Source organism: Pseudomonas baltica, assembly GCF_031880315.1.
Lineage (GTDB): Bacteria > Pseudomonadota > Gammaproteobacteria > Pseudomonadales > Pseudomonadaceae > Aquipseudomonas.
The window spans coordinates 1032588-1057173 of sequence record NZ_CP134771.1; the positions used below are offsets into that span (position 1 = coordinate 1032588).

24 protein-coding genes and 1 tRNA gene are annotated in these 24586 nt (G+C 61.1%); 15 read left to right on the forward strand and 10 right to left on the reverse strand.

Annotated elements, in window-relative coordinates:
* Window positions 1–170: 170 nt before the first annotated feature.
* The gene (locus tag REH34_RS04630; protein WP_226506526.1) at window positions 171–608 is read right to left on the reverse strand and encodes a hypothetical protein; all 438 of its coding nucleotides are present in this window, start codon (window positions 606–608) and stop codon (window positions 171–173) included.
* 109 nt (window positions 609–717) lie between these two features.
* On the opposite strand from REH34_RS04630, the gene REH34_RS04635 reads away from it, so the two are divergent.
* Window positions 718–1173 carry a universal stress protein gene (locus REH34_RS04635; RefSeq protein WP_226506527.1) on the forward strand — a complete coding sequence of 152 codons (456 nt, stop codon included), beginning with the start codon at window positions 718–720 and terminating at the stop codon, window positions 1171–1173.
* Between the two features lie 96 nt (window positions 1174–1269).
* Here the strand turns inward: REH34_RS04635 and REH34_RS04640 are convergent, their stop codons facing one another.
* The gene (locus REH34_RS04640; RefSeq protein WP_311970938.1) at window positions 1270–3192 is read right to left on the reverse strand and encodes an ATP-binding cassette domain-containing protein; all 1923 of its coding nucleotides are present in this window, start codon (window positions 3190–3192) and stop codon (window positions 1270–1272) included.
* A gap of 241 nt (window positions 3193–3433) precedes the next feature.
* On the opposite strand from REH34_RS04640, the gene REH34_RS04645 reads away from it, so the two are divergent.
* On the forward strand, window positions 3434–5362 hold the full coding sequence (locus REH34_RS04645) for a transglycosylase SLT domain-containing protein (protein ID WP_311970939.1): 1929 nt from the start codon (window positions 3434–3436) through the stop codon (window positions 5360–5362).
* A gap of 142 nt (window positions 5363–5504) precedes the next feature.
* On the opposite strand, the gene REH34_RS04650 is transcribed toward REH34_RS04645, so the two are convergent.
* Both REH34_RS04650 and REH34_RS04655 read right to left on the reverse strand, forming a co-directional pair.
* A complete protein-coding gene (locus tag REH34_RS04650; protein ID WP_311970940.1) occupies window positions 5505–6308 on the reverse strand; it encodes an MOSC domain-containing protein in 804 nt (267 codons plus the stop codon).
* 99 nt (window positions 6309–6407) lie between these two features.
* Window positions 6408–7337 carry a chemotaxis protein CheV gene (locus REH34_RS04655; RefSeq protein WP_226506531.1) on the reverse strand — a complete coding sequence of 310 codons (930 nt, stop codon included), beginning with the start codon at window positions 7335–7337 and terminating at the stop codon, window positions 6408–6410.
* Window positions 7338–7704: 367 nt separating this feature from the next.
* Between REH34_RS04655 and REH34_RS04660 the strand changes: the two genes are divergently transcribed.
* The gene (locus tag REH34_RS04660; protein WP_311970941.1) at window positions 7705–8139 is read left to right on the forward strand and encodes a histidine kinase; all 435 of its coding nucleotides are present in this window, start codon (window positions 7705–7707) and stop codon (window positions 8137–8139) included.
* A gap of 155 nt (window positions 8140–8294) precedes the next feature.
* On the forward strand, window positions 8295–8951 hold the full coding sequence (locus REH34_RS04665; protein WP_311970942.1) for a response regulator transcription factor: 657 nt from the start codon (window positions 8295–8297) through the stop codon (window positions 8949–8951).
* On the opposite strand, the gene yegS is transcribed toward REH34_RS04665, so the two are convergent.
* Window positions 8935–9834 (reverse strand): lipid kinase YegS, encoded by a 900-nt coding sequence (gene yegS, locus REH34_RS04670; RefSeq protein WP_311970943.1) that lies wholly within the window; start codon window positions 9832–9834, stop codon window positions 8935–8937. The two genes, REH34_RS04665 and yegS, sit on opposite strands and share 17 nt — an antisense overlap.
* 438 nt (window positions 9835–10272) lie before the next feature.
* Between yegS and REH34_RS04675 the strand changes: the two genes are divergently transcribed.
* Entirely contained in the window at window positions 10273–11730 is a 1458-nt protein-coding gene (locus REH34_RS04675) for a mannose-1-phosphate guanylyltransferase/mannose-6-phosphate isomerase (protein ID WP_311970944.1), read from the forward strand.
* Window positions 11731–11736: 6 nt separating this feature from the next.
* Here REH34_RS04675 and glp read toward each other — a convergent pair whose 3' ends face one another.
* Both glp and moaB read right to left on the reverse strand, forming a co-directional pair.
* Complete coding sequence (gene glp / locus REH34_RS04680) at window positions 11737–12924, reverse strand: gephyrin-like molybdotransferase Glp (protein WP_311972044.1); 1188 nt, start codon at window positions 12922–12924, stop codon at window positions 11737–11739.
* Between the two features lie 22 nt (window positions 12925–12946).
* A complete protein-coding gene (moaB, locus tag REH34_RS04685; protein ID WP_226506537.1) occupies window positions 12947–13486 on the reverse strand; it encodes a molybdenum cofactor biosynthesis protein B in 540 nt (179 codons plus the stop codon).
* Window positions 13487–13563: 77 nt separating this feature from the next.
* Between moaB and mobA the strand changes: the two genes are divergently transcribed.
* The 3 genes from mobA (at window position 13564) to REH34_RS04700 (ending at window position 14658) form a co-directional block, all read left to right on the forward strand.
* Entirely contained in the window at window positions 13564–14175 is a 612-nt protein-coding gene (gene mobA, locus REH34_RS04690; RefSeq protein ID WP_311970945.1) for a molybdenum cofactor guanylyltransferase MobA, read from the forward strand.
* Window positions 14176–14257: 82 nt separating this feature from the next.
* Complete coding sequence (locus REH34_RS04695) at window positions 14258–14479, forward strand: YgdI/YgdR family lipoprotein (RefSeq protein WP_226506539.1); 222 nt, start codon at window positions 14258–14260, stop codon at window positions 14477–14479.
* Window positions 14480–14581: 102 nt separating this feature from the next.
* Window positions 14582–14658: transfer RNA gene (locus tag REH34_RS04700), tRNA-Pro, on the forward strand.
* A gap of 504 nt (window positions 14659–15162) precedes the next feature.
* Here REH34_RS04700 and REH34_RS04705 read toward each other — a convergent pair.
* The 3 genes from REH34_RS04705 to REH34_RS04715 all read right to left on the reverse strand — a co-directional run bounded on the left by REH34_RS04705 (window position 15163) and on the right by REH34_RS04715 (window position 17657).
* Window positions 15163–16083 carry a pseudouridine synthase gene (locus tag REH34_RS04705; RefSeq protein ID WP_311970946.1) on the reverse strand — a complete coding sequence of 307 codons (921 nt, stop codon included), beginning with the start codon at window positions 16081–16083 and terminating at the stop codon, window positions 15163–15165.
* Between the two features lie 37 nt (window positions 16084–16120).
* The gene (locus REH34_RS04710; protein WP_311970947.1) at window positions 16121–16375 is read right to left on the reverse strand and encodes a glutaredoxin family protein; all 255 of its coding nucleotides are present in this window, start codon (window positions 16373–16375) and stop codon (window positions 16121–16123) included.
* Window positions 16376–16448: 73 nt separating this feature from the next.
* The gene (locus REH34_RS04715; RefSeq protein WP_226506542.1) at window positions 16449–17657 is read right to left on the reverse strand and encodes an ammonium transporter; all 1209 of its coding nucleotides are present in this window, start codon (window positions 17655–17657) and stop codon (window positions 16449–16451) included.
* 216 nt (window positions 17658–17873) lie between these two features.
* Here REH34_RS04715 and REH34_RS04720 point away from each other — a divergent pair, with 216 nt between their 5' ends.
* The 7 genes from REH34_RS04720 (at window position 17874) to REH34_RS04750 (ending at window position 24541) form a co-directional block, all read left to right on the forward strand.
* Window positions 17874–18188: a YqjD family protein gene (locus REH34_RS04720; protein ID WP_226506543.1), complete on the forward strand. Its 315-nt coding sequence runs from the start codon at window positions 17874–17876 to the stop codon at window positions 18186–18188.
* A 2-nt stretch (window positions 18189–18190) separates the two neighbouring features.
* Window positions 18191–18574: a phage holin family protein gene (locus tag REH34_RS04725; protein WP_226506544.1), complete on the forward strand. Its 384-nt coding sequence runs from the start codon at window positions 18191–18193 to the stop codon at window positions 18572–18574.
* Window positions 18571–18936: a hypothetical protein gene (locus REH34_RS04730; protein ID WP_311970948.1), complete on the forward strand. Its 366-nt coding sequence runs from the start codon at window positions 18571–18573 to the stop codon at window positions 18934–18936. Before REH34_RS04725 ends, REH34_RS04730 begins: the two co-directional genes overlap by 4 nt.
* A gap of 147 nt (window positions 18937–19083) precedes the next feature.
* Window positions 19084–20247: an EAL domain-containing protein gene (locus REH34_RS04735; RefSeq protein ID WP_226506546.1), complete on the forward strand. Its 1164-nt coding sequence runs from the start codon at window positions 19084–19086 to the stop codon at window positions 20245–20247.
* Between the two features lie 111 nt (window positions 20248–20358).
* Window positions 20359–21690: a deoxyguanosinetriphosphate triphosphohydrolase gene (locus REH34_RS04740; RefSeq protein WP_311970949.1), complete on the forward strand. Its 1332-nt coding sequence runs from the start codon at window positions 20359–20361 to the stop codon at window positions 21688–21690.
* 264 nt (window positions 21691–21954) lie between these two features.
* On the forward strand, window positions 21955–22581 hold the full coding sequence (locus REH34_RS04745) for a response regulator transcription factor (protein WP_226506548.1): 627 nt from the start codon (window positions 21955–21957) through the stop codon (window positions 22579–22581).
* A 172-nt stretch (window positions 22582–22753) separates the two neighbouring features.
* Window positions 22754–24541 carry a cache domain-containing protein gene (locus tag REH34_RS04750; protein WP_311970950.1) on the forward strand — a complete coding sequence of 596 codons (1788 nt, stop codon included), beginning with the start codon at window positions 22754–22756 and terminating at the stop codon, window positions 24539–24541.
* The last annotated feature ends 45 nt before the right edge of the window (window positions 24542–24586 follow it).

Sequence of the window (24586 nt, forward strand, 5' to 3'; positions counted from 1 at the left end):
CAACCCGCAGGAAAAATTGCTAGCGATGATCGAAATAGGCGAGATTTTTATTTTTCACAGGCGTATCATCGCCTCCATCGAATTACCGGCCTGCCTGGCCACACCCAGCCCGACGCTTGCTATCGGGCTTTTTATTGCCTGTGATTTGCCACTTCCCGCTCCCAATGGGATCAGGCGAGCGCTTCAAGCACCTTAGCAATGTCTTGAAGCACTTCTTCTTCGCCCTTCTCGCCCCAGTACAACGACAGCAGTTGCGGCCCTGCTTCTATCTTGAACACGTTGCCCGGCAGCCGCGCGAATAGCGCCTGCAGGTGCGGCTCCTGCAAGGGCTCGCGCCATTGATTGAGCCATTGGCCGGGCGTGCTTTGCCAATAGGCCCACTGGTCCGTCCGGCCCTGGCGACGCGGCCGATGGTACTGCGCACAGGGATCTGGCGCCGGCTGGCCCAGCCAGTGTGGCCATTGCACAGGCGTCAGTTGCATTGCCAGGCCCATACGCCGCGCAGCCATGCGCAAGCTCATCTTGCCGCTCTGATTACGGCTCGGCCGCAGCCAGGCCAGCGGACTTAAAATCAGCGCAAGGATTGACAGCACTATCCAGACCGTCATATGAGTAGCCCCCACAAAGCGTTGTGAAATGAGTAGCTTGGCGGTGTTTTGACCCGCTCGGCTGGAAACCGGCCATACTTAGGCCAATAGAATCGTCTGGAGTGCTCTCATGTCCTACCAACATATTCTGGTCGCCGTGGACCTGACCGAGGAATGCGACCCGGTCATCAAGCGCGCCCGGGATCTCGCCGGGTTGTCCCAGGCCAAGCTGTCCCTGGTACATATCGTCGAACCCATGGCCATGGCGTTCGGTGGCGACGTGCCGATGGACCTCTCGCAACTGCAACAGCAGCAGTTCGACCAGGCCAAGGAGCGCCTGGAACGGCTGATTACCAAGTATCCGGAACTGACCAAGGAAAACTCGCACCTGACCTATGGCCAGCCGCGCCAGGAAATCCATGGCCTGGCCAAGGAACAGAACTGCGACTTGATCGTCGTGGGCAGCCACGGCCGCCATGGCCTGGCATTGCTGCTGGGGTCGACGGCCAATGACATTCTGCATGGCGCGTCGTGCGACGTGCTTGCCGTGCGCCTGGTAAAAGACAAGCCTACCGAAAAAGCCTGATCAAATGCCTGTTGTGGGAGCGGCCTCTGCTCGCGAAGCTTGGATCTGAAGAGCTTCGCGGGCCGAGCACGCTCCCGCCGAGCGCGGACGCACGTCTCAGCTATCGAGTTCAGCCCAGCGCTCGACCAGGCCATCCAATTGCACCTGAGCCAGTTCCAGCTGCGCCAACACTGCGCTAGTCTGCTCCGACGACTTCTGATAGAAGGTCGGCGAGGCGATATCGGCTTCCAGTGCGGCGATCTTCTGCTCCGCCTCGTCGATCTGGCTGGGCAGCATCTCCAGCTCGCGCTGCAACTTGTAGCTGAGCTTTTTCTTCGCCGGTGCAACGGCTTGCGCGGCAGGCGCTACAGTCGCTTCGGTTTTTTCGACTACCGCACTATTGAGCTCGGCCTTGCCGGACTTGTTTTCGGTCACGCCCAGCAGACGCGGCGAACCGCCCTGACGAATCCAGTCCTGATAACCACCAACGTACTCGCGCACCAGGCCCTCGCCTTCGAACACCAGGGTGCTGGTGACCACGTTGTCGAGGAATGCCCGGTCGTGGCTGACCATCAGCACGGTGCCCTTGAAGTTCGACAGCACTTCTTCAAGCAGCTCCAGCGTCTCGACGTCGAGGTCGTTGGTCGGTTCGTCGAGCACCAGCAGGTTGGCCGGCTTGCTGAACAGCTTGGCCAGCAAGAGCCGCGCGCGCTCACCGCCCGATAGGGCCTTGACCGGCGTACGTGCGCGCTGCGGACTGAACAGGAAATCGCCCAGGTAGCTCAGCACGTGACGGCTCTGACCGTCGATATCGATGAAATCGCGGCCTTCGGCGAGGTTGTCGATCACGGTCTTTTCCAGATCCAGTTGCATGCGCATCTGGTCGAAATAGGCCACTTCGATCTTGGTCCCCTCGCTGACCGTGCCGCTCGACGGCTGCAGGTCGCCGAGCATCAGCTTGAGCAAGGTGGTCTTGCCGGTGCCGTTGGCACCCAGCAGGCCAATGCGATCCTGGCGCTGCAGGACCATGGAGAAGTCCTTGACCAGGAACGGGCCACCCGGGTGGGCGAAGCTGACGTTCTCGAGAACCATTACCTGCTTGCCCGACTTCTCGGCCACGTCGAGCTGGATATTGGCCTTGCCCGTGCGTTCACGACGGTCACTGCGTTCGTTGCGCAACGCCTTGAGGGCGCGCACGCGGCCTTCGTTGCGGGTGCGGCGGGCCTTGATGCCCTGGCGAATCCAGACTTCTTCCTGGGCCAGCTTCTTGTCGAACAAGGCGTTGGCTGTTTCTTCAGCGGCCAGCGCGGCCTCTTTGTGCACCAGGAAGCTGGCATAGTCGCCGTTCCAGTCGATCAGACCGCCACGGTCCAGCTCGAGGATGCGCGTGGCCAGGTTCTGCAGGAAGGAACGGTCGTGAGTGATGAACAGCACGGCGCCGCCAAAACCGCTCAGGGCCTCTTCGAGCCAGGCGATCGCACCGATATCCAAGTGGTTGGTCGGTTCGTCGAGCAGCAGCAGGTCGGGCTCGGAGACCAGCGCCTGGGCCAGCAGCACGCGCCGGCGCCAGCCACCGGACAGTTCGGCCAGGGTCTTGTCGGCCGGCAGTTGCAGGCGGCTCAGGGTGCTGTCGACCAGTTGCTGCAGGCGCCAGCCGTCTCGGGCTTCGAGGTCGGACTGGACATGCATGAGCTTGGTCAGGTCTTCATCGGTGACGATGTTCTGGCTCAGGTGATGGTATTCGGCGAGCAATGCGCCCACGCCATCCAGGCCTTCGGCAACCACGTCGAATACCGTGCGCTCGTCGGCGCGCGGGAGCTCCTGTGGTAACTCGCCGATCTTCAGCCCGGGGGCGCGCCAGACGGAGCCTTCATCGGGCTTCTGGTCGCCTTTGACCAGATGCATCATGCTCGACTTGCCAGTACCGTTGCGGCCGATGATGCACACCCGCTCTCCTCGGGCGATCTGCCAGGACACTTTGTCCAACAACGGCATCGCGCCGAAAGCGAGGGACACTTCGCTTAATTTGAGCAGGGTCATGAGCTTCTCCAAAATCGGGGGCGCATTCTACCCGTTATACGGGCTCAGTGCAGTAAGTGACGCGATAATGACACGCCCCACAGCCACGGCGCAGACAATCCGACCGCTCACAATCAGATACAAGCACAGCGCTTTCATCGCGAGAGGCTAAAGGCTAAGCTACAGCGCTATTGTGTAACACCCATGGTATGTGACGCCGTGCATGGCGCCGCCTGTTCTGTTTTATCTGCCCGGAAGTCTCATGCGCAGTCGCCTGTTCTGTCTGTTGTCCTGCCTTGTCTTGTCCACGCTCGCGATCAACAGTGCCCAGGCAGTCGACCTGACACTTCAACGCCAGTACTACGACGATGCCAAACGCGCCTTGGCCAAGGGTGATTCCGGGCCCTACTTGCGCAATCGCGCGGCGCTGGCCGACTACCCGCTGGAATCGTACCTGGCCTACGACGAGCTCACCGCTCGCCTGAACACCGCCAGTAACGAAGAAATCGAGCAATTCCTCGCCCAGCACGGCGATCTGCCTCAGGCCAACTGGATGATTCTGCGCTGGCTGCGCATGCTGGCCGACCGTGGCGATTGGGACACCTTCGCAAAGTACTATGACCCCAAGCTCAATTTCACCGAACTGGACTGCCTCAACGGTCAATACCAACTGAGCCATAACCTGCGCGCCGAAGGCTATGCCACCGCCGAAAAACTCTGGAACGTCGGCAAGGACCAGCCCACCACCTGCGACCCGCTGTTCGCACGCTGGGCCGCCGAAGGCCAGCTGACTGAACAGAAACGCTGGAATCGCGCCAAACTGGCGGCCCAGGCACGCAATTACTCGCTGGCCACACGCCTGGTCAACAGCCTCAACACCCTCGCCCCGCAAGGTAAACTCCTCCTCAGCGTGGCGCAAAAGCCCGAACTGCTGAGCCAGCCGAGTTTGTTCGTGCCAGCCGACGAAGCCATGTCCGACGTCGTCAGCCTGGGCTTGCGCCGGCTCGCCAAGCAGGACCCGGATCAGGCCATGGGCGAGCTGGACAACTATGCCAGCTCCATGCGCTTCTCCCGCGACGAAAAGGTCGCCATCGCTCGCGAAATCGGCCTGACCCTGGCCCGCCGCTACGATCCGCGCGCCTTGGACCTGATGACCCAGTACGACCCGGAACTGGTCGACGATACCGTCACCGAATGGCGCCTGCGCCTGCTATTGCGCCTGGGCCGCTGGCAGGATGCGTACGACCTCACCCGCAAGCTGCACGGCGACCTGGCCGCCAGCAATCGCTGGCACTACTGGCAGGCCCGCGCACTCGAGCTGGCACAACCGCAAAATCCGCAAGTACCGGCCTTGTACAAAGTGGTCGCGCGGGAACGTGATTTCTATGGTTTCCTGGCTGCCGACCGAATTCAAGCGCCCTATCAGGTACTCAACAAGCCGCTGGTTTTGACCCCGCAGACCGTCACCACCGTTCGCAAGGCCCCCGGCATCCAGCGCGCTCTGGAGCTGCTCGACCGAGGTCAAGTGGTCGATGCGCGCCGCGAGTGGTATCACGCCACTCGCCGCTTCAGCCGCGACGAGATGGTCGCCCAGGCGAAGATGGCCTACGACATGGGCTGGTACTTTCCTGCCATCCGTACCATCAGCCAGGCGCAATACTGGGATGACCTGACCATTCGCTTCCCGATGGCACACCGCGACGCTCTGGTACGCGAAGCCGGCCTGCGGGGTTTGCATTCGAGCTGGGTATTTGCCATCACCCGCCAGGAATCGGCCTTTATGGAAGATGCCCGTTCCGGCGTCGGCGCCATGGGCCTGATGCAGTTGATGCCAGCCACCGCCAAGGAAACCTCGCGCAAGTTCAGCATCCCGCTGGCCTCGCCCGCGCAGGTGTTGGATCCGGACAAAAACATCCAGCTGGGCGCTGCCTACCTGAGTTCGGTACACGCGCAGTTCAATGGCAATCGGGTGCTCGCTACCGCCGCTTACAATGCCGGGCCCGGCCGCGTGCGCCAGTGGCTCAAGGGCGCCAATCACTTGAGCTTCGACGTATGGGTCGAGTCGATCCCCTTCGATGAAACCCGTCAGTACGTGCAAAACGTCCTGTCGTATGCAGTCATCTATGGACAGAAACTCAACGCGCCGCAACCGATCGTCGACTGGCATGAGCGGTTCTTCGACGATCTTTGACGGTAGCTCGAACAGCGCTGGCAACACTGGCGTTGTCGCCGGCAAGCCTTGCTCCCACAGGTGTTTGACTCAAGGTGGGTCAACACTGTGCAAGCAAGGGTTGCCCGCGAAGAGGCCGGTCTGCCCGACCACGCTCTGCGCACTATTCCAGAATCTCGACAGCCATCCCAACCTGCAGATGCCCTGCACCATCCGGCACCAGGTTCTGGCCGAACATGATGCCGTCGCTTTGCTTGCGATAAGTCAGCAGCGTGGTCATAGGTTCGCGATCGGCACTGCGCTCTCCGGTCAGCGGATCCAGTGTGGTGAGGATGCAGCGGCTGCAGGGCTTGACCACCCGAAAATCGGTTTGGCCGATACGGATGCGCTTCCAGCCATCCTCCGCGAACGCTTCGCTGCCCCCAATCACCAGGTTGGGTCGAAAGCGCAGCATTTCCATCGGCCTTCCGATGCGGCTCGACAGATCTTCCAGCGACGCCTGACCGATCAGCAATAACGGAAAGCCATCGGCAAAGGCCACCCTGTCCCCCGGCTCGCCATAGCCCGCCTCTACAGTCCGCGCCCGCGCCTCAGGTACTTGCACCAGACGGGTCGGCTTGCCCACGAACTCGCTCAACCAGGCCGCGGCAGCGTCACCGGCATCCGGCACCCGCAGCGAGTCTTTCCAAATAGTCACACCGCGCAGGTTCTGGTCAGCCGCAGGCAGCGCCACCGACAGGGCAGGCATACCTGCAGCACTGAGGGTCAGCCCACCGCTGTCGGTATAGCGCGCACCGAGCTGGCTCATTTTGCCAACGGCGCGCTGAGTGAGGAAACGCCCGGTGGCTTCGTCGACCAGCATCCAGCGTCGGTCACCCTGCAAGCCGAGCAGGTCAACGGCTGAACCTTGCAACGGCTCGGCGATGGCGGACTTGAGGGGATAGCGGTAGAGGGCGCTCAGGTGCATGATCGTGCCTTGCGATGACGAGAAAAGCGCAGTCTATCGCAAGCGATCCTGCGCCCGAAGGCGCAATTGGCAGGAAATGAAAAGCGGCGCAGCCGCGAATCAATGCTGGTCGAGCATCAGCCGTTCGCGCACCACTTCCACCAGCCGATCGGGCTGGAATTTGGAGAGGAAATTGTCGCAACCGACTTTCTTCACCATCGACTCGTTGAAACTGCCCGACAATGACGTGTGCAACACTACATACAAGCCACGCAGACGGGGATCCTGACGGATTTCGGTGGTCAAGCGATAACCGTCCATTTCCGGCATTTCAGCGTCAGTGAAGACCATCAGTAGCTTGTCGGTCATGTTCTCGCCACTGTCGGCCCAGGCCTTGAGTTTCTGCAGGCCCTTGAGCCCGTCACTGGCGGTGTGCAGCTTCAATCCCAGTTGCGACAGGGTACCGCGCAGCTGGGACAGGGCGACGCTAGAGTCATCCACCAAGAGCACCTCGCGACCGCGCGCGCGCTCGAGCACCGGGTCGGCAAGTTTTTCGCTGGACACCTTGCCGCTGTACGGGACGATCTCGGCCAGTACTTTCTCGACGTCGATGATTTCCACCAACTGCTCGTCGACCTTGCTGATGGCCGTCAGGTAATGCTGGCGACCGGCACTGGTGGGCGGCGGCATGATCGCTTCCCAGTTCATGTTGACGATGCGGTCCACACCGCCTACCAGAAACGCCTGCACCGAGCGGTTGTACTCGGTAACGATGATGGTGCTGTTAGGCCCCGGGATCAGCGGCCGCATACCGATTGCCTGAGACAGGTCGATCACCGGCAACGTTTGCCCGCGCAGGTTGACCACGCCACAGACGAAGGCATGGCGCTGAGGCATCAGCGTCAGCTTGGGCAACTGTAAAACTTCCTGAACCTTGAACACGTTGATCGCGAACAACTGGCGACCCGCCAGGCGGAACATCAGGATCTCCAGGCGATTCTCACCCACCAGTTGAGTGCGTTGGTCTACCGTATCGAGAATGCCGGCCATTAAGAAAGGCTCCTGGTGATGGAACTGAGTCAATACATGGGAGTCGTATCGGCGTGAAATGTGGAAACTTGACGCACTCGTCGCTTAATATTTCACATTTGGATGATATCACTTTAATATCAAGCTACTCTACAAACCCCGCCGTTCAACATCGCGCTGACCCCTATCGGGGAATCCCCTATACCCTCGATCAGGTTTAGCCTGATATTCGGTTCTCAAGATTGTCATTAATGTGACGCCATTCTCATTGTTGAATGGAGCCTCCCCATTGGTCGCTTTCACAATTGGCAGCCCTGGCTTTCCCGTGGGCGGTGTCGTGGAACCGACGCTATGCTTTGGCGACCAGGCCGGATCCGGGAGATCGTGCATGCAAGACAACATTTCAGCGCCCGACGGGCTGGCGGAGTTTTTGCAGGACGCCAACACCCTGCTCAATCGCCTGAACGAGTGCCATAGCCACCTGGAAATGATCGGCAATGATCCTGATGCCGCTCGTGGCCTGTGCAGCGCTCTGCAGACGCTTGCCGCGCGCGCACGTCGCTTGGGTATCGCCGAACTTGCCGATTTCTCTTCGAAAATCCATTGCCTGCTCAACACCGCCCAGGCGCGAAATCGTCTTCACGACACGCCGCTCAAGACGCTGTCTGCCTGTCTGACGCACCTGGCCTGGCAACTTGAGTTGATCGACCCACGCACCGGCCGGCTCGATCTCGACTCTGAAGAGCAGACCGTACTGGTGGAAGCCCTGGCGGGGACGCTCGAGACCGAACTGCCAAGCCCGTCCCTGCAGAGCAATAGCTAGTACTGACGCGTACGTACTGGGCAGTCCATTTCAAGAAATTTGAGTTTCAAAGTGTTACGATGCCGACTCAGGCGCCCCCATCCGTTCCATCGCAGGCGCTTATAGCCATCCAACTTCGGCGCATGCTCCGGGCATGCCCCTGACGGATTTTCGGCATGACCTGCAACCTCCTGCTGGTGGAAAATCATTTGTTGATCCGCGCCGGCCTGCGTGCATGGATCGATGAATTCGTCGGCTATACGGTCGGCGGAGAATGCAGCGATTGCGCACAAATGGTGGACCGCCTGACGCAATGGGCGCCGGATATCATCCTTCTGGACCTCAAATTGGGCTTGAACCTCGGGCTGCAAGGGATCGCGCAGATGTGCACCGTGTATCCTGCCAGCCGATTCTTGATACTTGCTGACCCCTGCGACCCACAGCTAGTACTTAAGGTCATGCAGGCGGGTGCCCAAGGCTTTCTGCTCAAAAGCGCCAATGACTCGGAGCTGCGTCAGGCACTGGATGCGCTGCGCACCGGCGAGCGCTATCTAAGCCCCAGCATTGCCCACGAGGTGCTCAGCGCGGCGCTATCGAGCGAACAACCGCGCCAGAGCAATGCGCCCATCAGTCGCCTCACCGCCCGACAGCTGGAAATCCTGCGGCTGATCGCCCGTGGCAAATCGACACGCGAAATGGCCACGGGCCTTGGCTTGAGCATCAAGACGGTCGAAAGCCATCGCTCGCAGATCATGAAACGCCTGCAGATTTTCGACGTTGCCGGACTCGTCCTGCATGCCGTGCGCGAAGGCGTGATCAGCCTCGATGACTGAGCAGCGGTGAATGCGCGGGCAAGTGCACCCGAATCGCGCGCGGCAGCGCCTCGAAACGCAGGCTATCGCCCTGTAACGGTTCGCCATCCAGATTGATGTCCAGCCCCTGCGAGCTCTTGATCTCCACCCATGGCAGCCTTGCGCGCACGAACATCCGGTCCAGCCCCAGACCGCCCGCCAGCAGATCTTTCAAGGTGCCCACCAGCTCGGTCGGCGCCGGCAGAATACTGACATCCAGCAGACCGTCGTCGGCCACCGCCTGCGGACACAGCACGTGGCCGCCACCCGCCTGACGGCCATTACCGATGCCTAGCGCGAGCATCTCACCTTGCCACTGGAAGTCCGGCCCGTGAAACTCGCCATAGGCGCTACGCAGCTCGCTGAATCGCGACAGTCCGGTGAACAGGTAGGCAGCGCCGCCCAGCACCTTTTTCAGGTCTTCGGACGTATTGGCGGTCACCTGACTGCCAAAGCCGCCCGTGGCCATATTCAAGAACATCTGCCCGCCGACCTTGCCCAGGTCGATGGCGCTGGCAGGCAGATCCAGCAACGCCAGGGCCGCGCCGGGCTCAAGCGACACCTCGGCAGCACGGGCAAAGTCATTGGCGGTACCTAATGGCAGCAACGCCAGCGTCGCCTCGGTGCCCGCCTCGGCCATGGCCTGGGCGACCTCGCGCAGGGTACCGTCGCCGCCCCCTGCTATCAGATGCAGATACCCCGCAGCGAGTGCCTCCGTCACCAGGCGCTGGGCATCGCCGGCTTCCCAGGTGACCCGCACGGCAATGTGCCAGCCCCCGGCTCGCTTGTCTTCGACGGCCGTACGCACATCTTCGTTGAGGGCCTGCTTGCCATGCAGAATCAGTAGCGCCTTGCGCTCAGTCATGCTTCAGTACTCCGTCAGCTGTTCAACAAGATGTGATGTGGACCACGATAAGCAGAAAAAAAGCCATGATGGATTGAAACAATCAGTGCCATCAGGCATGATGGCACGACAAATTAATGACCCTGCCGACCAAAGGCGATTGAACTTGCCATTAATTTGACTATCATGTTCACTATATCTCGAACTGTATTCTCCTCGCCTTGACGACTTCCCATGTCGCCATGTGGCGGTAGCATCAATGCGACCCATTACAAGTCTATCGACGCAGCCCCCCGACACGCTCCGGGTGGGCGCGCAACGCATCCTGTTTGCCTGATCCCACATCCCGCCTCGCCTGCACGCCGCCGCGCGCCGTGCCGGTGACCATTACTGCTATCGCTCTGCACTTATCCTGCGCCGCCATGAAGGCTGTGCACTCGACCGATCATGAGGTTTCGTATGGGCACTCTTATTCCTTGCATCATCGCTGGCGGCGCTGGCACACGTTTGTGGCCCGTTTCCCGTGAAGCCATGCCCAAGCCATTCATGCGCTTGCCAGATGGCGAGAGCCTGCTGCAAAAGACGTTCAAGCGCGCCAAGGCCCTGCCTGGCGTCGAGCGCATCGTCACGGTGACCAACCGCGAAGTGTTCTTCCGCACGCTGGACGAACACCGTGCACTCAACCAGAAGGCCCCCGTGGCGCTGGACTTCCTGCTGGAGCCCGCCGGGCGCAACACCGCGCCAGCCATTGCCGTCGCCGCACTGCACATTGCCACGCAATATGGCAGCGATGCACAAATGCTGGTATTGCCAGCCGATCACCTGATCCGCGACCAGGCCGCCTTCGAAGCCGCCGTCAGCACCGCCCAGACGCTCGCCGATCAAGGCCTGCTGGTGACCTTCGGGCTGCTGCCCACTGCACCGGAAACCGGCTTCGGCTACATCGAAAAAGGTGCTCCTATCGGCGAGGATGCTTATCAGGTTGCCTGCTTCAAGGAAAAACCTGACGCTGCTACTGCCCAGACGTACGTCGACGGCGGCCAGCACCTGTGGAACGCCGGCATGTTCTGCATGCGCGCGGGCAACATCATCGAACAGCTGGAAATTCATGCACCGGACGTACTGGAGGCCGCGCGCACTTGCCTGGCGCTCAGTCACAGCAAGACTGGCGACAGCGAGTTGCAGCTCGAACTCGAAAGCACCACTTTCGCCTTGGCACCGGATATCTCCATCGACTACGCCGTCATGGAGCGTTCCAACCGCGTGGCGGTGATCCCTTGCCAATTGGGCTGGAGCGATATCGGTTCCTGGCAGGCGGTGCGCGAACTGACCCCCGCCGATGTCAACGGCAACCAGTGCAATGGCGAGACCGTGCTGCACGACGTGAGCAACTGCTATATCGACTCGCCTCGTCGGGTGGTAGGCGCCATAGGCCTGGACAACCTGATTATCATCGACACCCCGGACGCGCTGCTGATCGCCGACGCCAGCCGCAGCCAGGACGTCAGGCTGATCGCCCAGGAGCTCAAGCGTCAGGACCACGACGCCTACCGCCTGCACCGTACCGTGACCCGCCCGTGGGGTACCTACACCATCCTCGAGGAAGGCAAGCGCTTCAAGATCAAGCGCATCGTCGTACGTCCAGGTGGCTCGCTGTCGCTGCAGATGCATCACCACCGCAGCGAACACTGGATCGTGGTCTCGGGCATGGCGACGGTCACCAACGATGATCGCGAGTTCATGCTCGATACCAACGAGTCGACCTTCATCAAGCCAGGTCGCGTGCACCGCCTGGTAAACCCTGGGGTGATCGACCTGGTGATGATCGAGGTGCAGAGCGGCGAATACCTCGGCGAAGACGACATCGTGCGCTTCACCGATATCTACGGCCGGGTACCCGAGAAAGCCAAGAGCTGAAAACCCTCAGCCGAGTAGCTCACTCAAGGGAATGAAGACCACCGGCTCGCCGGCCTGCAAGGTCCGCTCTTCGCGCACCTCCACCAGGCCCTGAGCCCAGGCTGCACTGCGCAGCACGCCTGAACTCTGGTTGGGATAGATCACCGCCCGACCATTCTCCAGGCGTGCACGCAGGTATTCCCGACGATTGCCGGCACGCGGCCAATCGAAGCCGGCCGGCACGCTGAACTGCAAGGGAGTGACGTCCTGCACACCCAGGCGGCGCAGCAGATAGGGCCGGGCCAGCAGCGCAAATGTCACCAGCGTTGACGCCGGATTACCCGGCAACCCGATCACCGGCACCCCACGGAACTGGCCACAGGTCAGTGGCTTGCCGGGCTTGATCGCCAACTTCCAGAGCGCCAGCTCCCCCTCCTCCCGCAGCGCGATGCCGAGAAAATCAGCCTCGCCGACCGACACCCCGCCCGTACTCAAGATCAGATCGACCTCTCGCAACTCGCCCAGGCGCGCGCGGGTACGGTCCAGATCATCCGGCAAGATCCCCGCATCCACCACGTCACACCCCAAACGCGTCAACCAGCTGATCAGCAACTGCCGATTGCTGTTGTAGATCTGCCCCGGCCCTAGCGGCTGCCCTGGCTCGACCAGTTCATCACCCGTGGACAACACCGCCACTCGGGCCCGACGCGCCACTTGCAACTCGGCACGCCCTAACGACGCCGCCAATCCCAGTTCGATGGCACTGAGCAGGGTGCCTGCTGCTAGCACCAACTCCCCGACCCGCGTTTCCTGCCCTTGCGGTCGAACATTCTGACCGACCGCGATGGGCTCGACGAAGCGCACACGCTCGTCACCCAGGATCTCGGCGTTTTCCTGCATCTCGACGCAATCGGCGCCCGCTGGCAACGGCGCCCCCGTGAAAATCCGCGCGCACGTGCCCGGCTGCAGCGGTGCTGGCGCCTGGCCCGCAAAGATACGCTGACTGACCGGCAACGGCGTACCGGTCCAGTCTGCGCATCGAAAGGCATAACCATCCATGGCGCTGTTTGGCCATGGCGGTAGATCGAGGCCGGCGACCAGGTCCTCGGCCAGCACACGACCATGAGCCGCCGCCAGCGCTACTGTCTCACGCTCGATGATCGGGGTCGCGTCGGCCATTGCCAGCAATTGCGCCAGCGCCCGTTCCAGCGGCATCAGCGGCTTTGCCGCGCCCAACTCAGCCACGGCTGGCGCAGGGTTCGGCCTGCTTCAAGTGCACGACGAAATTGCACGGCCGATGGCGTATATCCAGTTGCTCGGCGAGGATGCCGTCCCAGCCGGTTCGACACGCATTGGTCGAGCCTGGCAAGCACACCACCAGCGTGCCGTTCGCCAGCCCGGCCAGCGCGCGCGACTGCACGGTAGAAGTGCCGATATCGGCCACGGAAATCTGCCGAAACAGCTCACCAAAACCATCCACTTGCTTGTCGAGCAGGCAGCTGACGGCTTCCGGAGTGCTGTCGCGCCCGGTGAAACCGGTGCCGCCGGTGATCAACACCACTTGCACCACGTCTTCAGCAATCCAGTGCGCGACCTGGGCGCGAATGCGGTACAGATCATCCTTGAGCAACACGCGCTCGGCCAGTGAGTGACCGGCAGCGGTCAATCGATCGACGAACAGCTGACCTGAGGTATCGGTTTCCAGCGTGCGTGTGTCGCTGACAGTGAGTACCGCAATATTGAGCGGCACAAAAGGTACATCGGCCTTGGGCTTCATGGGCTAGGTCCAGTTGTTCAAATAGATGCGCGGTGTTATATCACAGCCTCGCTTCCCTACGCCTGCCGAGACCCGCCATGCCTGCTGATCTGCCTTTGACACCCTGCTCGGTACTGCTGCTGGCCGGCGGCCGGGGCCAGCGCATGGGCGGTCGCGACAAGGGCTTGGTGCACTGGCGCGGCCAGCCGCTGATCGCGCATTTGCAGGCCCTGGTGCGATCGCTGGGCGATGACCTGATCATCTCTTGCAACCGTAACCCGGCGCAGTACGCCGCGTATGCGGATCGGCTGGTCAGTGACGACAGCGATGACTTCCCTGGCCCTCTGGCGGGTATCCGCGCGGGCCTGGCCGTGGCTCGCCATACCCATCTGCTGGTATTGCCCTGTGACGTCCCGGGCCTGGACGCCTCGCTGCTGCAAGGCCTGTTGCAGTGCGCGGCTCGGCACCCCCAGCAGCCTGTGATGGTGCGTCATGGTGAACACTGGGAGCCGTTGATTTGCATCATTCCGGTGATGCACGCGGCGCTGTTCGAGGGCGCCTGGCATGCGGGCGAGCGCAGCCCGCGCAAGATCCTCCTGGCACTGGACGCGCAGCCGCTGCAATGCCTGCCTGACGACCCACGCCTGGCCAATCTCAATACCCCTGAAGCCCTCGCGCAAACGCACGGTGGTGGCAACGCAAGTATTTAAGAGGTCAGTTATCGATGGAACTTACATTCGCAAACGGGCGTCCGAACAGAGGAGAACAAGCATTACTTACCGGAGAACACCCATGAACCACCGTATTCTGCCCGCCGTCCTGCTCGCCTTGGGCCTTGCCACCCTCGCTGGCTGCGCCAACCCTAGCGTTATCACCCTGAACGACGGGCGTGAAATCCAGACCACCGACACGCCGAAGTATGACGATGACACCGGCTTCTACCAGTTCAAGCAACTGGACGGTAAAGAGACCAAGGTCAACAAGGATCAGGTGCGCACCGTCAAGGAGCTGTGATTCATTGGCCGCTGGATGCGTGATCAAAGACACGCATCCGCGCCGGTGCTTCAAGGATGATCTGCCAAGTGACAACATGCGGTTCGAACGCAATGTCGATTTCGGGGTGTAGCGCAGCCAGGTAGCGCGTCTCGTTCGGGACGAGAAGGCCGCAGGTTCGAATCCTGTCTCCCCGACCAGATTCATGACAGTGGCTTGGGCCGCTGTTAACAAGAAGCTCGCACACAGCGGGCTTTTTTGTTGCCGGTATTTTTGCTGGAGATGGGGTGTGGTCCTTTGCTGCGGGCCTGTGCGGCTCGCCCTGTCCATTGGCCCTTCGCTTAGGCTCAGGGTACCCGCGTTCCGGCACCTGAAGAGAGGGCACGGCGCAATGGGCCATCCCTGGCCCAACGCGCCTGACCCGGCATCCTGCCGGGATCGTCCTCTCTTCAGGCGCCTCCACGCGGCCTGCTGGAGGGGCGGCCGCACAGGCCCGCAGCAAAGGACCAGCCGAGATTCGAGCGATTTCATGAAAGAGCAGACACCACCAATGTCACTGTTCTGCTTTCGAGTCGGCCTTTGGTTCGCCGCCCCATCCAGCAGGCCGCGTGCCGGAGCGCAGGCACCCTGAGCCTAGGCGAAGGGCCAATGCTGGGGCGGCGAACCCAAGGCCGGCTCGAAAGCAGAACCACCCAAAATCCCAATCAACCCCGCCCAACAAAACCGTCATTCAACAATTGCAACCGCAACGCGCTCTCGAACTGGCGTGATTCACCGCTCAACGGATCATCGAATCGCAGCCCCCGAGCCAGCAATTGCAGCGGCTTGGCATAATCGTCCTCAGCCCCATTCGGCTGCACATCCGGATAAAACGGGTCATGCCGGATACACGCCCCCAACGACATCATGTGCACGCGCAACTGATGAGTCTTGCCGGTAATGGGAAAAAGATCATAGCGCCAGAAATCACCCATCTTCTCCCCCACCTGCACCCGGGTCTCGCTGTTGTTCACCCCTGCCACTTCCTGCATGCGAAAAAACGGCTCGCCATGCACCAACCGGCTGCAATGCGTCAGCGGAAAATTCAAGTCCGGCAACGCGGCAGCAACCGCCTGATAATGCTTGTGGATACGCCGCGTGGGGAACAGCGACTGGTAGGCGGAGCGCGTCTCAGGATTGGCCGAGAACAGCACCAGTCCGGCGGTGTGCCGATCGATGCGATGCAGGGGCACCAGATGGGGGTTATCGAGACGCCGGATCAGGCGCCGCAGCAAGGTGTGTTCGACGTATTCACCGGTCGGCGTCACTGGGAGAAAATGCGGCTTGTCGGCCACCACCAGGTGCTCGTCGATGTGCAGAATGCTCTCCTGAGCGGGGATCACTTTCTCGTTGGGCACTTCACGAAAATAGTGAATGCGCAGGCCCTGGCGATAGGCGAGATCAACGCTGATCGGCTGCCCGCTGGCATCCAGCACGCGCCCCCGGGCGATACGGTCCAGCCACTGCTGGCGACTGATTGCCTGAAAATGCGCGCACAGACATTCCAACACCGTTACCCACGGCCCAGCCGGCAAGCTGACCGTACTGGCCTGATGATGGGAAGGATTGAAGGGCGTGGCAGTCATGACGGGCTCGGCGATCAAGGCGGTCAGGCATTATCCTTCACGCACTGCGCGGATCATAGGCCAGAAACCGCGAGATCTGCTCGGGCTCGAACGGCCAATCGAGTTCGGTGCCGGTATCAAGCCGACGCAGCACCGGAATGCGCATTTCATAGGGAGCAAGGTACTGGGGATGGTCGGCGATATCGATCAACTCGACCAACAGACCCAGCTCCACCCAAGGCATCAGTTCTGCCTCCGCCTGCTCGCACAGGTGGCACTGGACGGTGATGAAAAGCTGGCATTCGGGGTTCATGCTCGACGCGCCCTTAACCGGTCTGAGCCCTCAGTCTAGGACTCTCTGCGCACGACGACAACCCAGTGCGTCATCACTCATGCGCATTCGCTCCAATCCGGTGAATCGACAGGTCCGCGCCGTAATACTGCTGCTCCTGGCTCAAGCGGATCCCGGCCACTGCCTTGATCACGCCGTAAACCAAAAAACCTCCAACCACCGCTATCAGCACCCCGAGCGCGCTGCCGAACACTTGACTGATCAGGCTGACACCACCAAGGCCGCCTAGCGCCGTCTGGCCGAAAATGCCGCAGGCAATGCCGCCCCAGACGCCGCAGATGCCATGCAACGGCCAGACCCCGAGCACGTCATCGAATCGGCGCTGGCGCTGGGCAGCGATGAAGCACACCACAAACAGCCCACCCGCAATCGCCCCGGTCACCAGCGCACCCACCGGGTGCATCAGGTCGGAACCGGCGCACACCGCCACCAGACCGGCCAGAGGACCGTTGTGCAGGAAGCCCGGATCGTTGCGGCCGACGATCAGCGCCGCCAGAGTGCCGCCGACCATGGCCATCAGCGAATTGATCGCCACCAGGCCGCTGACCGCCTGCAGGGTCTGCGCGCTCATGACGTTAAAGCCGAACCAGCCGACAATCAGCACCCACGACCCCAACGCCAGAAACGGAATATTGGACGGTGCGAAGGCCACCAGCTTGCCATCCCTATAGCGGCCATCGCGCGGGCCCAGCAACAGGATCGCCGCCAGCGCCAGCCAGCCGCCCATCGCATGCACCACCACGGACCCAGCAAAATCGTGGAAGCCGGCACCGAACTGCGCCTGCAACCAGGCCTGGACACCGAGGTTGCCGTTCCACATCATCCCCTCGAAGAACGGGTAGATGAAGGCTACGATCAACACCGTGGCGAACAGCTGCGGCACGAAACGCGCGCGCTCGGCGATGCCCCCGGAAATGATCGCCGGGATAGCGGCGGCGAAGGTCAACAGAAAGAAGAACTTGACCAGCGCGAAGCCATGGTCGACGTTAATCACTGCGGCAGGCTGCAAAAAGGTCACGCCATAGGCGACCCAGTAGCCGACGAAGAAGTACGCCAGGGTCGACACGGCAAAATCGCTGAGTATCTTGCACAGCGCGTTGACCTGATTCTTGTGGCGCACGGTGCCCACTTCGAGAAAGGCAAAGCCCGCGTGCATGGCCAGTACCATCACGGCACCGGCAAGAATGAACAGGGTATTGGAACCGTGGATCAGCGAATCCACAGCGCTTTGAGAGATTTCCATGAGAACGGCAGGCCTAAGGTAGTTAAAAGCACTGAAACAGGGCAAGCATGATTACCGCGCACCGATATGGTTCTTTACGGCGTGACCGCGAACCTATTTGGGGCATCTTTTCAGTAAACGCACCAGCAAATAGCAAAAGCCGTACCAGCACTCCGGAATGAACCTTCCCGATACCTGAGTACTCGAACACCCATAACGCAATCAACGGAGAAAGACATGGTCAGCAAGACAGCAAAGACGGCTCAGGCAGTACTCGCGAACGACTTTCAGATCCTCGTCAAGGACGCTGAAAAACTCCTCGAACACACCGCCACGCTGGCAGGCGACCAAGCTGATGAATTGCGCGCCCAGATTCACGAAAGCCTGCTCAAGGCCAAGGAATCCCTCAAGGAAACCCAGGAATCCCTGAGCGAAAAGAGCAAGGAAGTGGTGGTTCAGGCTGAAGACTATGTACAGGCCAACCCATGGCAGTCGATCGGCATTGCCGCCGGTGTCGGCTTCCTCATCGGCCTGCTGGCGTCTCGTCGCTGATCATGGCTCTGGACAGCGATACTTCATCCAGCAGCGGCTCCACCGCACGCCGACTCGGTGCTGCGGTGCTGGGCATGCTGCACAGCCATATCGAACTGTTCGGGATCGAGCTGCAAGAGCAGAAGTCCCGCACGGTCAGCCTGCTGTTGTTCGCCGGGCTGGCCTTGGTCTTCGCCCTGCTGGCGCTGGTGGCGCTGTCTGGTCTGATCCTCATTTTATTGTGGGACAACTACCGTATTCCAGGGATGATCGGCCTGTGCATTTTCTACCTGCTGGCCGGGCTGTTCTGTGCGGTACGCCTCAAAGCGGCGATCTTCGATGAATCCTCGCCGTTCAGCGGCACCCTCGAAGAACTGGCCAATGACCGGGAGCGCCTGTTGCCATGAGTGCCCATCCGCCGAGCAAGAATTCACGCCAGGACATGCGCAAGGCGCTGATTCGTTTGCGCCTTGAAATGCACCGCCAGGAAATTCGCCAGGAAGCTCGCAGCCTGGTCAACCCCCTCACCCGCCTCAAGGGCGCCAGTCGTTCGGTTCAGGAAGGACTGGGGATCAAGCATGCACCACTCTGGGGCATGGGCGCGGTCATGCTCATGGGCTTTTTTACCGGCAAGGGTGCAGGGTCGAGCAAGCCAGCCGCTCCTGCCGTGGTTCGTACCGAGGGCAGCGTGTCGCGCCTGCTGAAGTTGAGCGCGACCTTGATGCCCTTGATCAAGCTGGTAATGAGAGGCGGCGCCGACAAACACTGATCGGCCCGCGCGGCGTGCCACTATTTGGCTACATTCTTGCAGTACATCCCCATTACGGCTGTCGTGCGCCCTGCGCATCGACGGCCGTAATGGCGTCTGACGCCTGCACCATCCGCAGCAAAAACCCACAGTGTTTAAGGAGTCGCCGTGATCGACGGGCAACCGCTCGCATGTTTCCAGCCGTTTATCGACACCGCCACGGGTCGTATCGCTGGAATTGAGGCCTTGGGGCGCTTGCGTCAGGCCGACGGCCAATTGTCCTCGGTCGGCCCGCTCTTCGCCGACCCACGCACACCAGCAGCGACACTGCGCAAGCTCGACCGCATGATCCGCGACAACGCCCTGAGCAGACTCAAGGAAGTCCCCGAGGACTGGTTCCTGAGCCTCAACATGTCGCCGCGCTGGATCAGCCGCCTCAAGCCTGGACAAGCTCTGCCCAGCCTGCGGCAGCTGGAACGACACGGCATCGACCCGCAGCGGATCGTTTTCGAAATCACCGAATTCAATGGCGATACCGAACGCCTGAGCGAAGTGGTACGCCGCTACCGTGAAGTAGGCGCGCGGATTGCCATCGACGACTTCGGCGCCGGCTACTCGCAGCTCGACCGCGTGCTGGCGTTGCAGCCGGACATTCTCAAGCTTGATATGCGTCTGTTCCAGGCCGCCGCCCGAGGCGGCCCTAGCAGTGAGGTGGTCAAGGCGCTGGCGCTGATGGCGGAAAAGACCGGCTGCTGGATCATCGCCGAAGGCGTCGAGACCGAAGCCGAGCTGGATTTCGCGCTCGAATGCGGTTCCCGCTACGTGCAGGGCTACCTGTTCGCCCGCGCCGAACCGCACTTCTTCGATCCTGACGCCTTCGTCAGCCGCTTCGCCGAATTGCGCGAGCACTATGTGGCGCGCAAGGTCGATGAACGCGCCCGGCTGATGACCCTGCGCAAGCAACTGGTAACACTTATGGGCCATCTGCAGACCTGGGCCAGCGCCAATGCACCGATCAGCGAATTGCCGCACTTCGTCGACAGCCCCTGGCTACTGCGTTTCTATCAATGCGATCGGCAAGGTACGCAATTGACCCCCAACCACGAATGGCGTGACAACGCCTGGCAGACCGACGCCAGCTATCTGGGCCACAACTGGTCGTGGCGCCCCTACTTCTACCACCTGCTGGCCGAGGGCTGGGACGAGCGTCGGCTGATCCTCTCCAGCACCTATCGCGACGCCACCAGCAACCAGTATTGCCTGACCGCGGGGCAGTTCTTCGACAACGGCAACCGCTTGCTGCTGATCGACGTGGACGCTGCTGTGCTATAGGTCCGCGCCAGGCCGACGGCCGACGATACATGCAGATACGCCTGCCACCCTTGCGCAACCACGCGCCAGGCCTGAAGCTAGGTGCTTGTTACCGTATTGGAGTGCCTCGCCTTGGATTGGCCTGAACTGCTTAACCGTGAACGCCTCGGCAAGGTCCTGCACAGCGCCGAGGAGCTGGGCCGCAGCCCTTTTCACAAGGACCACGACCGGATCATCTTCTCCGGTGCCTTCCGCCGCCTCGGGCGCAAGACCCAGGTGCATCCTGTCACCAGCAACGATCATATCCACACGCGTCTGACCCATTCACTGGAAGTCAGCTGCGTCGGTCGCTCGCTGGGCATGCGTGTGGGCGAAACCCTGCGCGACCGCCTGCCCCAGTGGTGCGACCCCAGCGACCTGGGCATGGTCGTGCAATCCGCCTGCCTGGCCCACGACATCGGCAACCCGCCTTTCGGCCACTCCGGCGAAGACGCCATCCGCAGCTGGTTCCATCAGGCGGCAAGCCGTGGCTGGCTGGATGCGATGAGCCTCGCCGAACGTGCGGACTTCCTCAACTTCGAAGGCAACGCCCAAGGCTTTCGCGTGCTCACCCAGCTCGAGTACCACCAGTTCGATGGCGGCACCCGGCTCACCTACGCCACGCTGGGGACCTTTCTCAAGTACCCTTGGACGGCGCGCCATGCCGATTCGCTGGGCTACAAGAAGCACAAGTTCGGCTGTTACCAGAGCGAGCTGCCCTTGCTCGAGCAGATCACCCACAAACTCGGCCTGCCTCAGATCGAAGACCAACGCTGGGCGCGCCATCCGCTGGTGTACCTGATGGAGGCCGCCGACGACATCTGCTACGCACTGATCGACCTTGAAGATGGCCTGGAGATGGATCTGCTCGAATACGCGGAGGTCGAAGCGCTGCTGCTCGGGCTGGTGGGCGATGATCTTCCCGAGACTTACCGCCAACTGGGCCCAGGCGATTCTCGCCGACGCAAGCTGGCAATCTTGCGCGGCAAGGCCATCGAGCACCTGACCAACGCGGCAGCCAGGGCCTTCGTCGAGCAGCAGGAAGCCTTGCTGGCCGGTACCTTGCCGGGTGATCTGGTCGAGCACATGCACGGTCCGGCGAAACGCTGCGTGCTGAGCGCCAAGGACATGGCCCGCAAGAAGATCTTCCAGGACAAGCGCAAAACGCTGCATGAAATAGGCGCCTATACCACTCTGGAGATCCTCCTCAACGCCTTCTGCGGAGCGGCTCTGGAACAACACGACGGCGGTGCACCTTCGTTCAAGAGCCGGCGTATTCTGGACCTGCTGGGCAACAATGCGCCGAGTCCGGGAGTGCCATTACACACCTCGTTCATGCGGGTCATCGACTTTATTGCCGGCATGACCGACAGCTATGCCAGCGAGATGGCCCGGGAAATGACCGGCCGCTCGAGCCCCGTATGAGCCCCCCCTTGCGGCATCGACCGCAAGGGGCGCTGATATCTCCCTGCTTGCACACCCGTCGCGCCAAATCCGGCTCGGCACATAGACACAATCAGAATCAATCACCCCGATTGACAACATCCAAGATTATTGAATTTATATTTACCGCATACTTTTCCAGTAGGAATTTTCTTATATAAGCACTACAACCACCTATCCATATGTGCCCCTCGCTACAACTGCGCTAATGTGCGAATACTATTCGTGCCCAGCCTGGAGCGCACTATGCATTCGATATTCATCGTTGACGACCACCCAGTCATTCGCTTCGGTATGCGCAAGGTACTGGAAGACGCCGGTTATCAAATAGCCGGCGAAACCGACAATGGTGCCGATGCCATCCAGATGGTGCGCGAAACCAGTCCTGACCTGTTACTCCTCGATATCCAGATGCCGCGTCTCGACGGGCTGGAGCTACTAGCGCGCCTACGAGCCATGAACCAGCCTGTGCGTACGCTGATACTGACGGTGCAACCGCCAGAGCACTTCACTCGACGTTGTATCGGCCAAGGCGCATCTGGATTTGTCAGCAAAAAGGAAGACCCAACCGAACTGCTGAGCGCGATCAAGGCGATATTGTCCGGCTATAACTACTTCCCCAGGGACGCCATGGCCGCCCCTGCCCGTTGCGCTGAACATTCAAAAGAAATGGGGTTATTCAAACTGGTCAATGATCGAGAGCTGATGGTGCTGCAACTGTACGCCCAGGGCCGTACCAATCACGAGATTGCCGAAAGTATGTTTTTAAGTAACAAAACGGTCAGCACCTATAAAAAACGCCTGATGCTAAAGTTGCAGATCGACTCGGCCATCGACCTTATCGAATTGGCCAAGCGTCATGGGCTGGTATGAAGGCATATGACCGCGCAAGGTTATCCAGCAATCGCAGCATTTAGTGCGTCAGGCTTGTCACAGCAGCATCAAATTGACATTATCGCCAACCAGGACTGCCCGCCTGCCTTGCGCCCCCCTGAAAGCGGCACACACTGGCGCCAGCCGACGCATCCCTCAGGAGAGATTCTCGATGCACTGGCCCACGCGACGCCGCTTTCCCTTGCACGTTCACATCAGCGCCATGTTGACCCTGATGCTGCTGTTGATTGGCACCCTGCTGGGCCTCTTCAACTATCGCCAAGCGTCGCAGATCATTCTCGGCAGTAGCCAGCAACTCTTTGCCCGGCTCGATCAGGATGTACGCCTCGACCTGCAAAACACCTATCAACCTATCCGCAACGTGCTCAACCTGTTGGCCTTGGCCGATCCCGGCACCCACGCTCCGCTGGAGCAGCGCCTGAAGCTGCTGGCACCCTTCAACCAGGCGCTGACCGACAATTCGAATCTCACCTCGCTATTCATCGGCGACATCGACGGCAGCTTCTTCATGGTCCGGCCGTTACGCACCGATGCCCTTAAAACGCTGCTCAAGGCGCCGAGTGGTGCGCAGTTGCAAGTCTGGAGCGTCGAGCGTGACGCTCAGGGCATGGCGCATTCGCAGTCGCTGTTCTATGACAATCAGCTACAACTGATAACCCGCCAGCAAAATAGCAACGAAACCTACGATCCGCGCAAACGCCCTTGGTTCATGGATGCCAACAACCATGACGGCGCGATCACCACGGCTCCCTATGTGTTCTACTCCGGCCATCAGGTGGGGACTACCTTGGCCAGGCGCAGCAGCGCCGGTACGGTAATTGCCGCAGACCTGACCCTGGCGCAACTGAGCGCCACGCTGAGCAAGCACAAAATCACCCCGAGCACCCAGGCCGTGCTCTATGACCCACAGGGCAATGCGGTCGCTTACCCCGACAGCAGCCAGCTAGTGGTCGAAGGCGGGACTCCGCATCTGGCCAGGGTCGCCGATCTGTCACCGGTACTGGCCAAGCTCCTGGCCCAAGGTGTGCCCGCCGACCAGCGCCTGACGGTCACAGGCCGCACCTGGATTATCGCCCACAGTCTGCAGCCGGAAGGCGGCCCGGGAGGCTTGCAACTGGCGTTATTGATGCCCGAGGACGAACTGCTGGCGGATGCGTATCGGCTGCGGCGCAACGGCGCCCCGTTGACACTGACTGCGTTGCTGCTGTGCTTGCCATTCGGCTGGCTGGCGGCGCGCCTGATGGTACGACCGATGCGGGCGCTGGTGAAAGAGGCCGAAAGCGTGAGGCGCTTTGAATTCGAGCGTTGCCTGAGCCAGCCTTCGGCGGTGCTTGAAGTGGATGAACTGACCACCGCCATGCAGCGCATGAAAGGCACCCTAGGCGAATTCTTCAGCGTTGCCAGTCGCCTGTGCGCCGAACCGCAGTTCGCGCCGCTGTTGCAGCATCTGCTGGAAGAGACCTTGATGGTCAGCCAAGCCCATGGCGGGCTGATTTATCAGATCGATGAGAGCGGCCCGCGACTGTCGGTCAGTGGCGTAATCATCCAGCAGCAGCGCCTGGCGCCATCGACATTGAATCTGCGCTCGCGCCTGGCTACCGACCTCGACGCTCCGGACTGGATGCGCCAGGCCTGCAGTGGCAGCACGGCCTTGGTGACCTCCCTGGGGTTCGAAAACGCCCAAGACCTGCAAGTCCTCATGAGCCGCCTGCAAAGCCCACGCGTACACTTGGTGGCGATCCCGTTGCGCAATCGTGGCCAACAACTGGTGGGCCTGCTGGTGCTGCTGCACCGCGACACCGGCATGCTGACGGAAACGGACACCCTGGGCCCTGATCGCATTGCGTTCATTCGCGCAGTGATCAGCACCGCGGCCGCTGGCATCGTCGGGCATGAACCGCAGCCATTGGCGGCATCCGTGGGAAAACTGGAGGTATGAAATACCCTTGGTGACTCGGGTAAAAGCAGGCGGTGGCGAACGCTG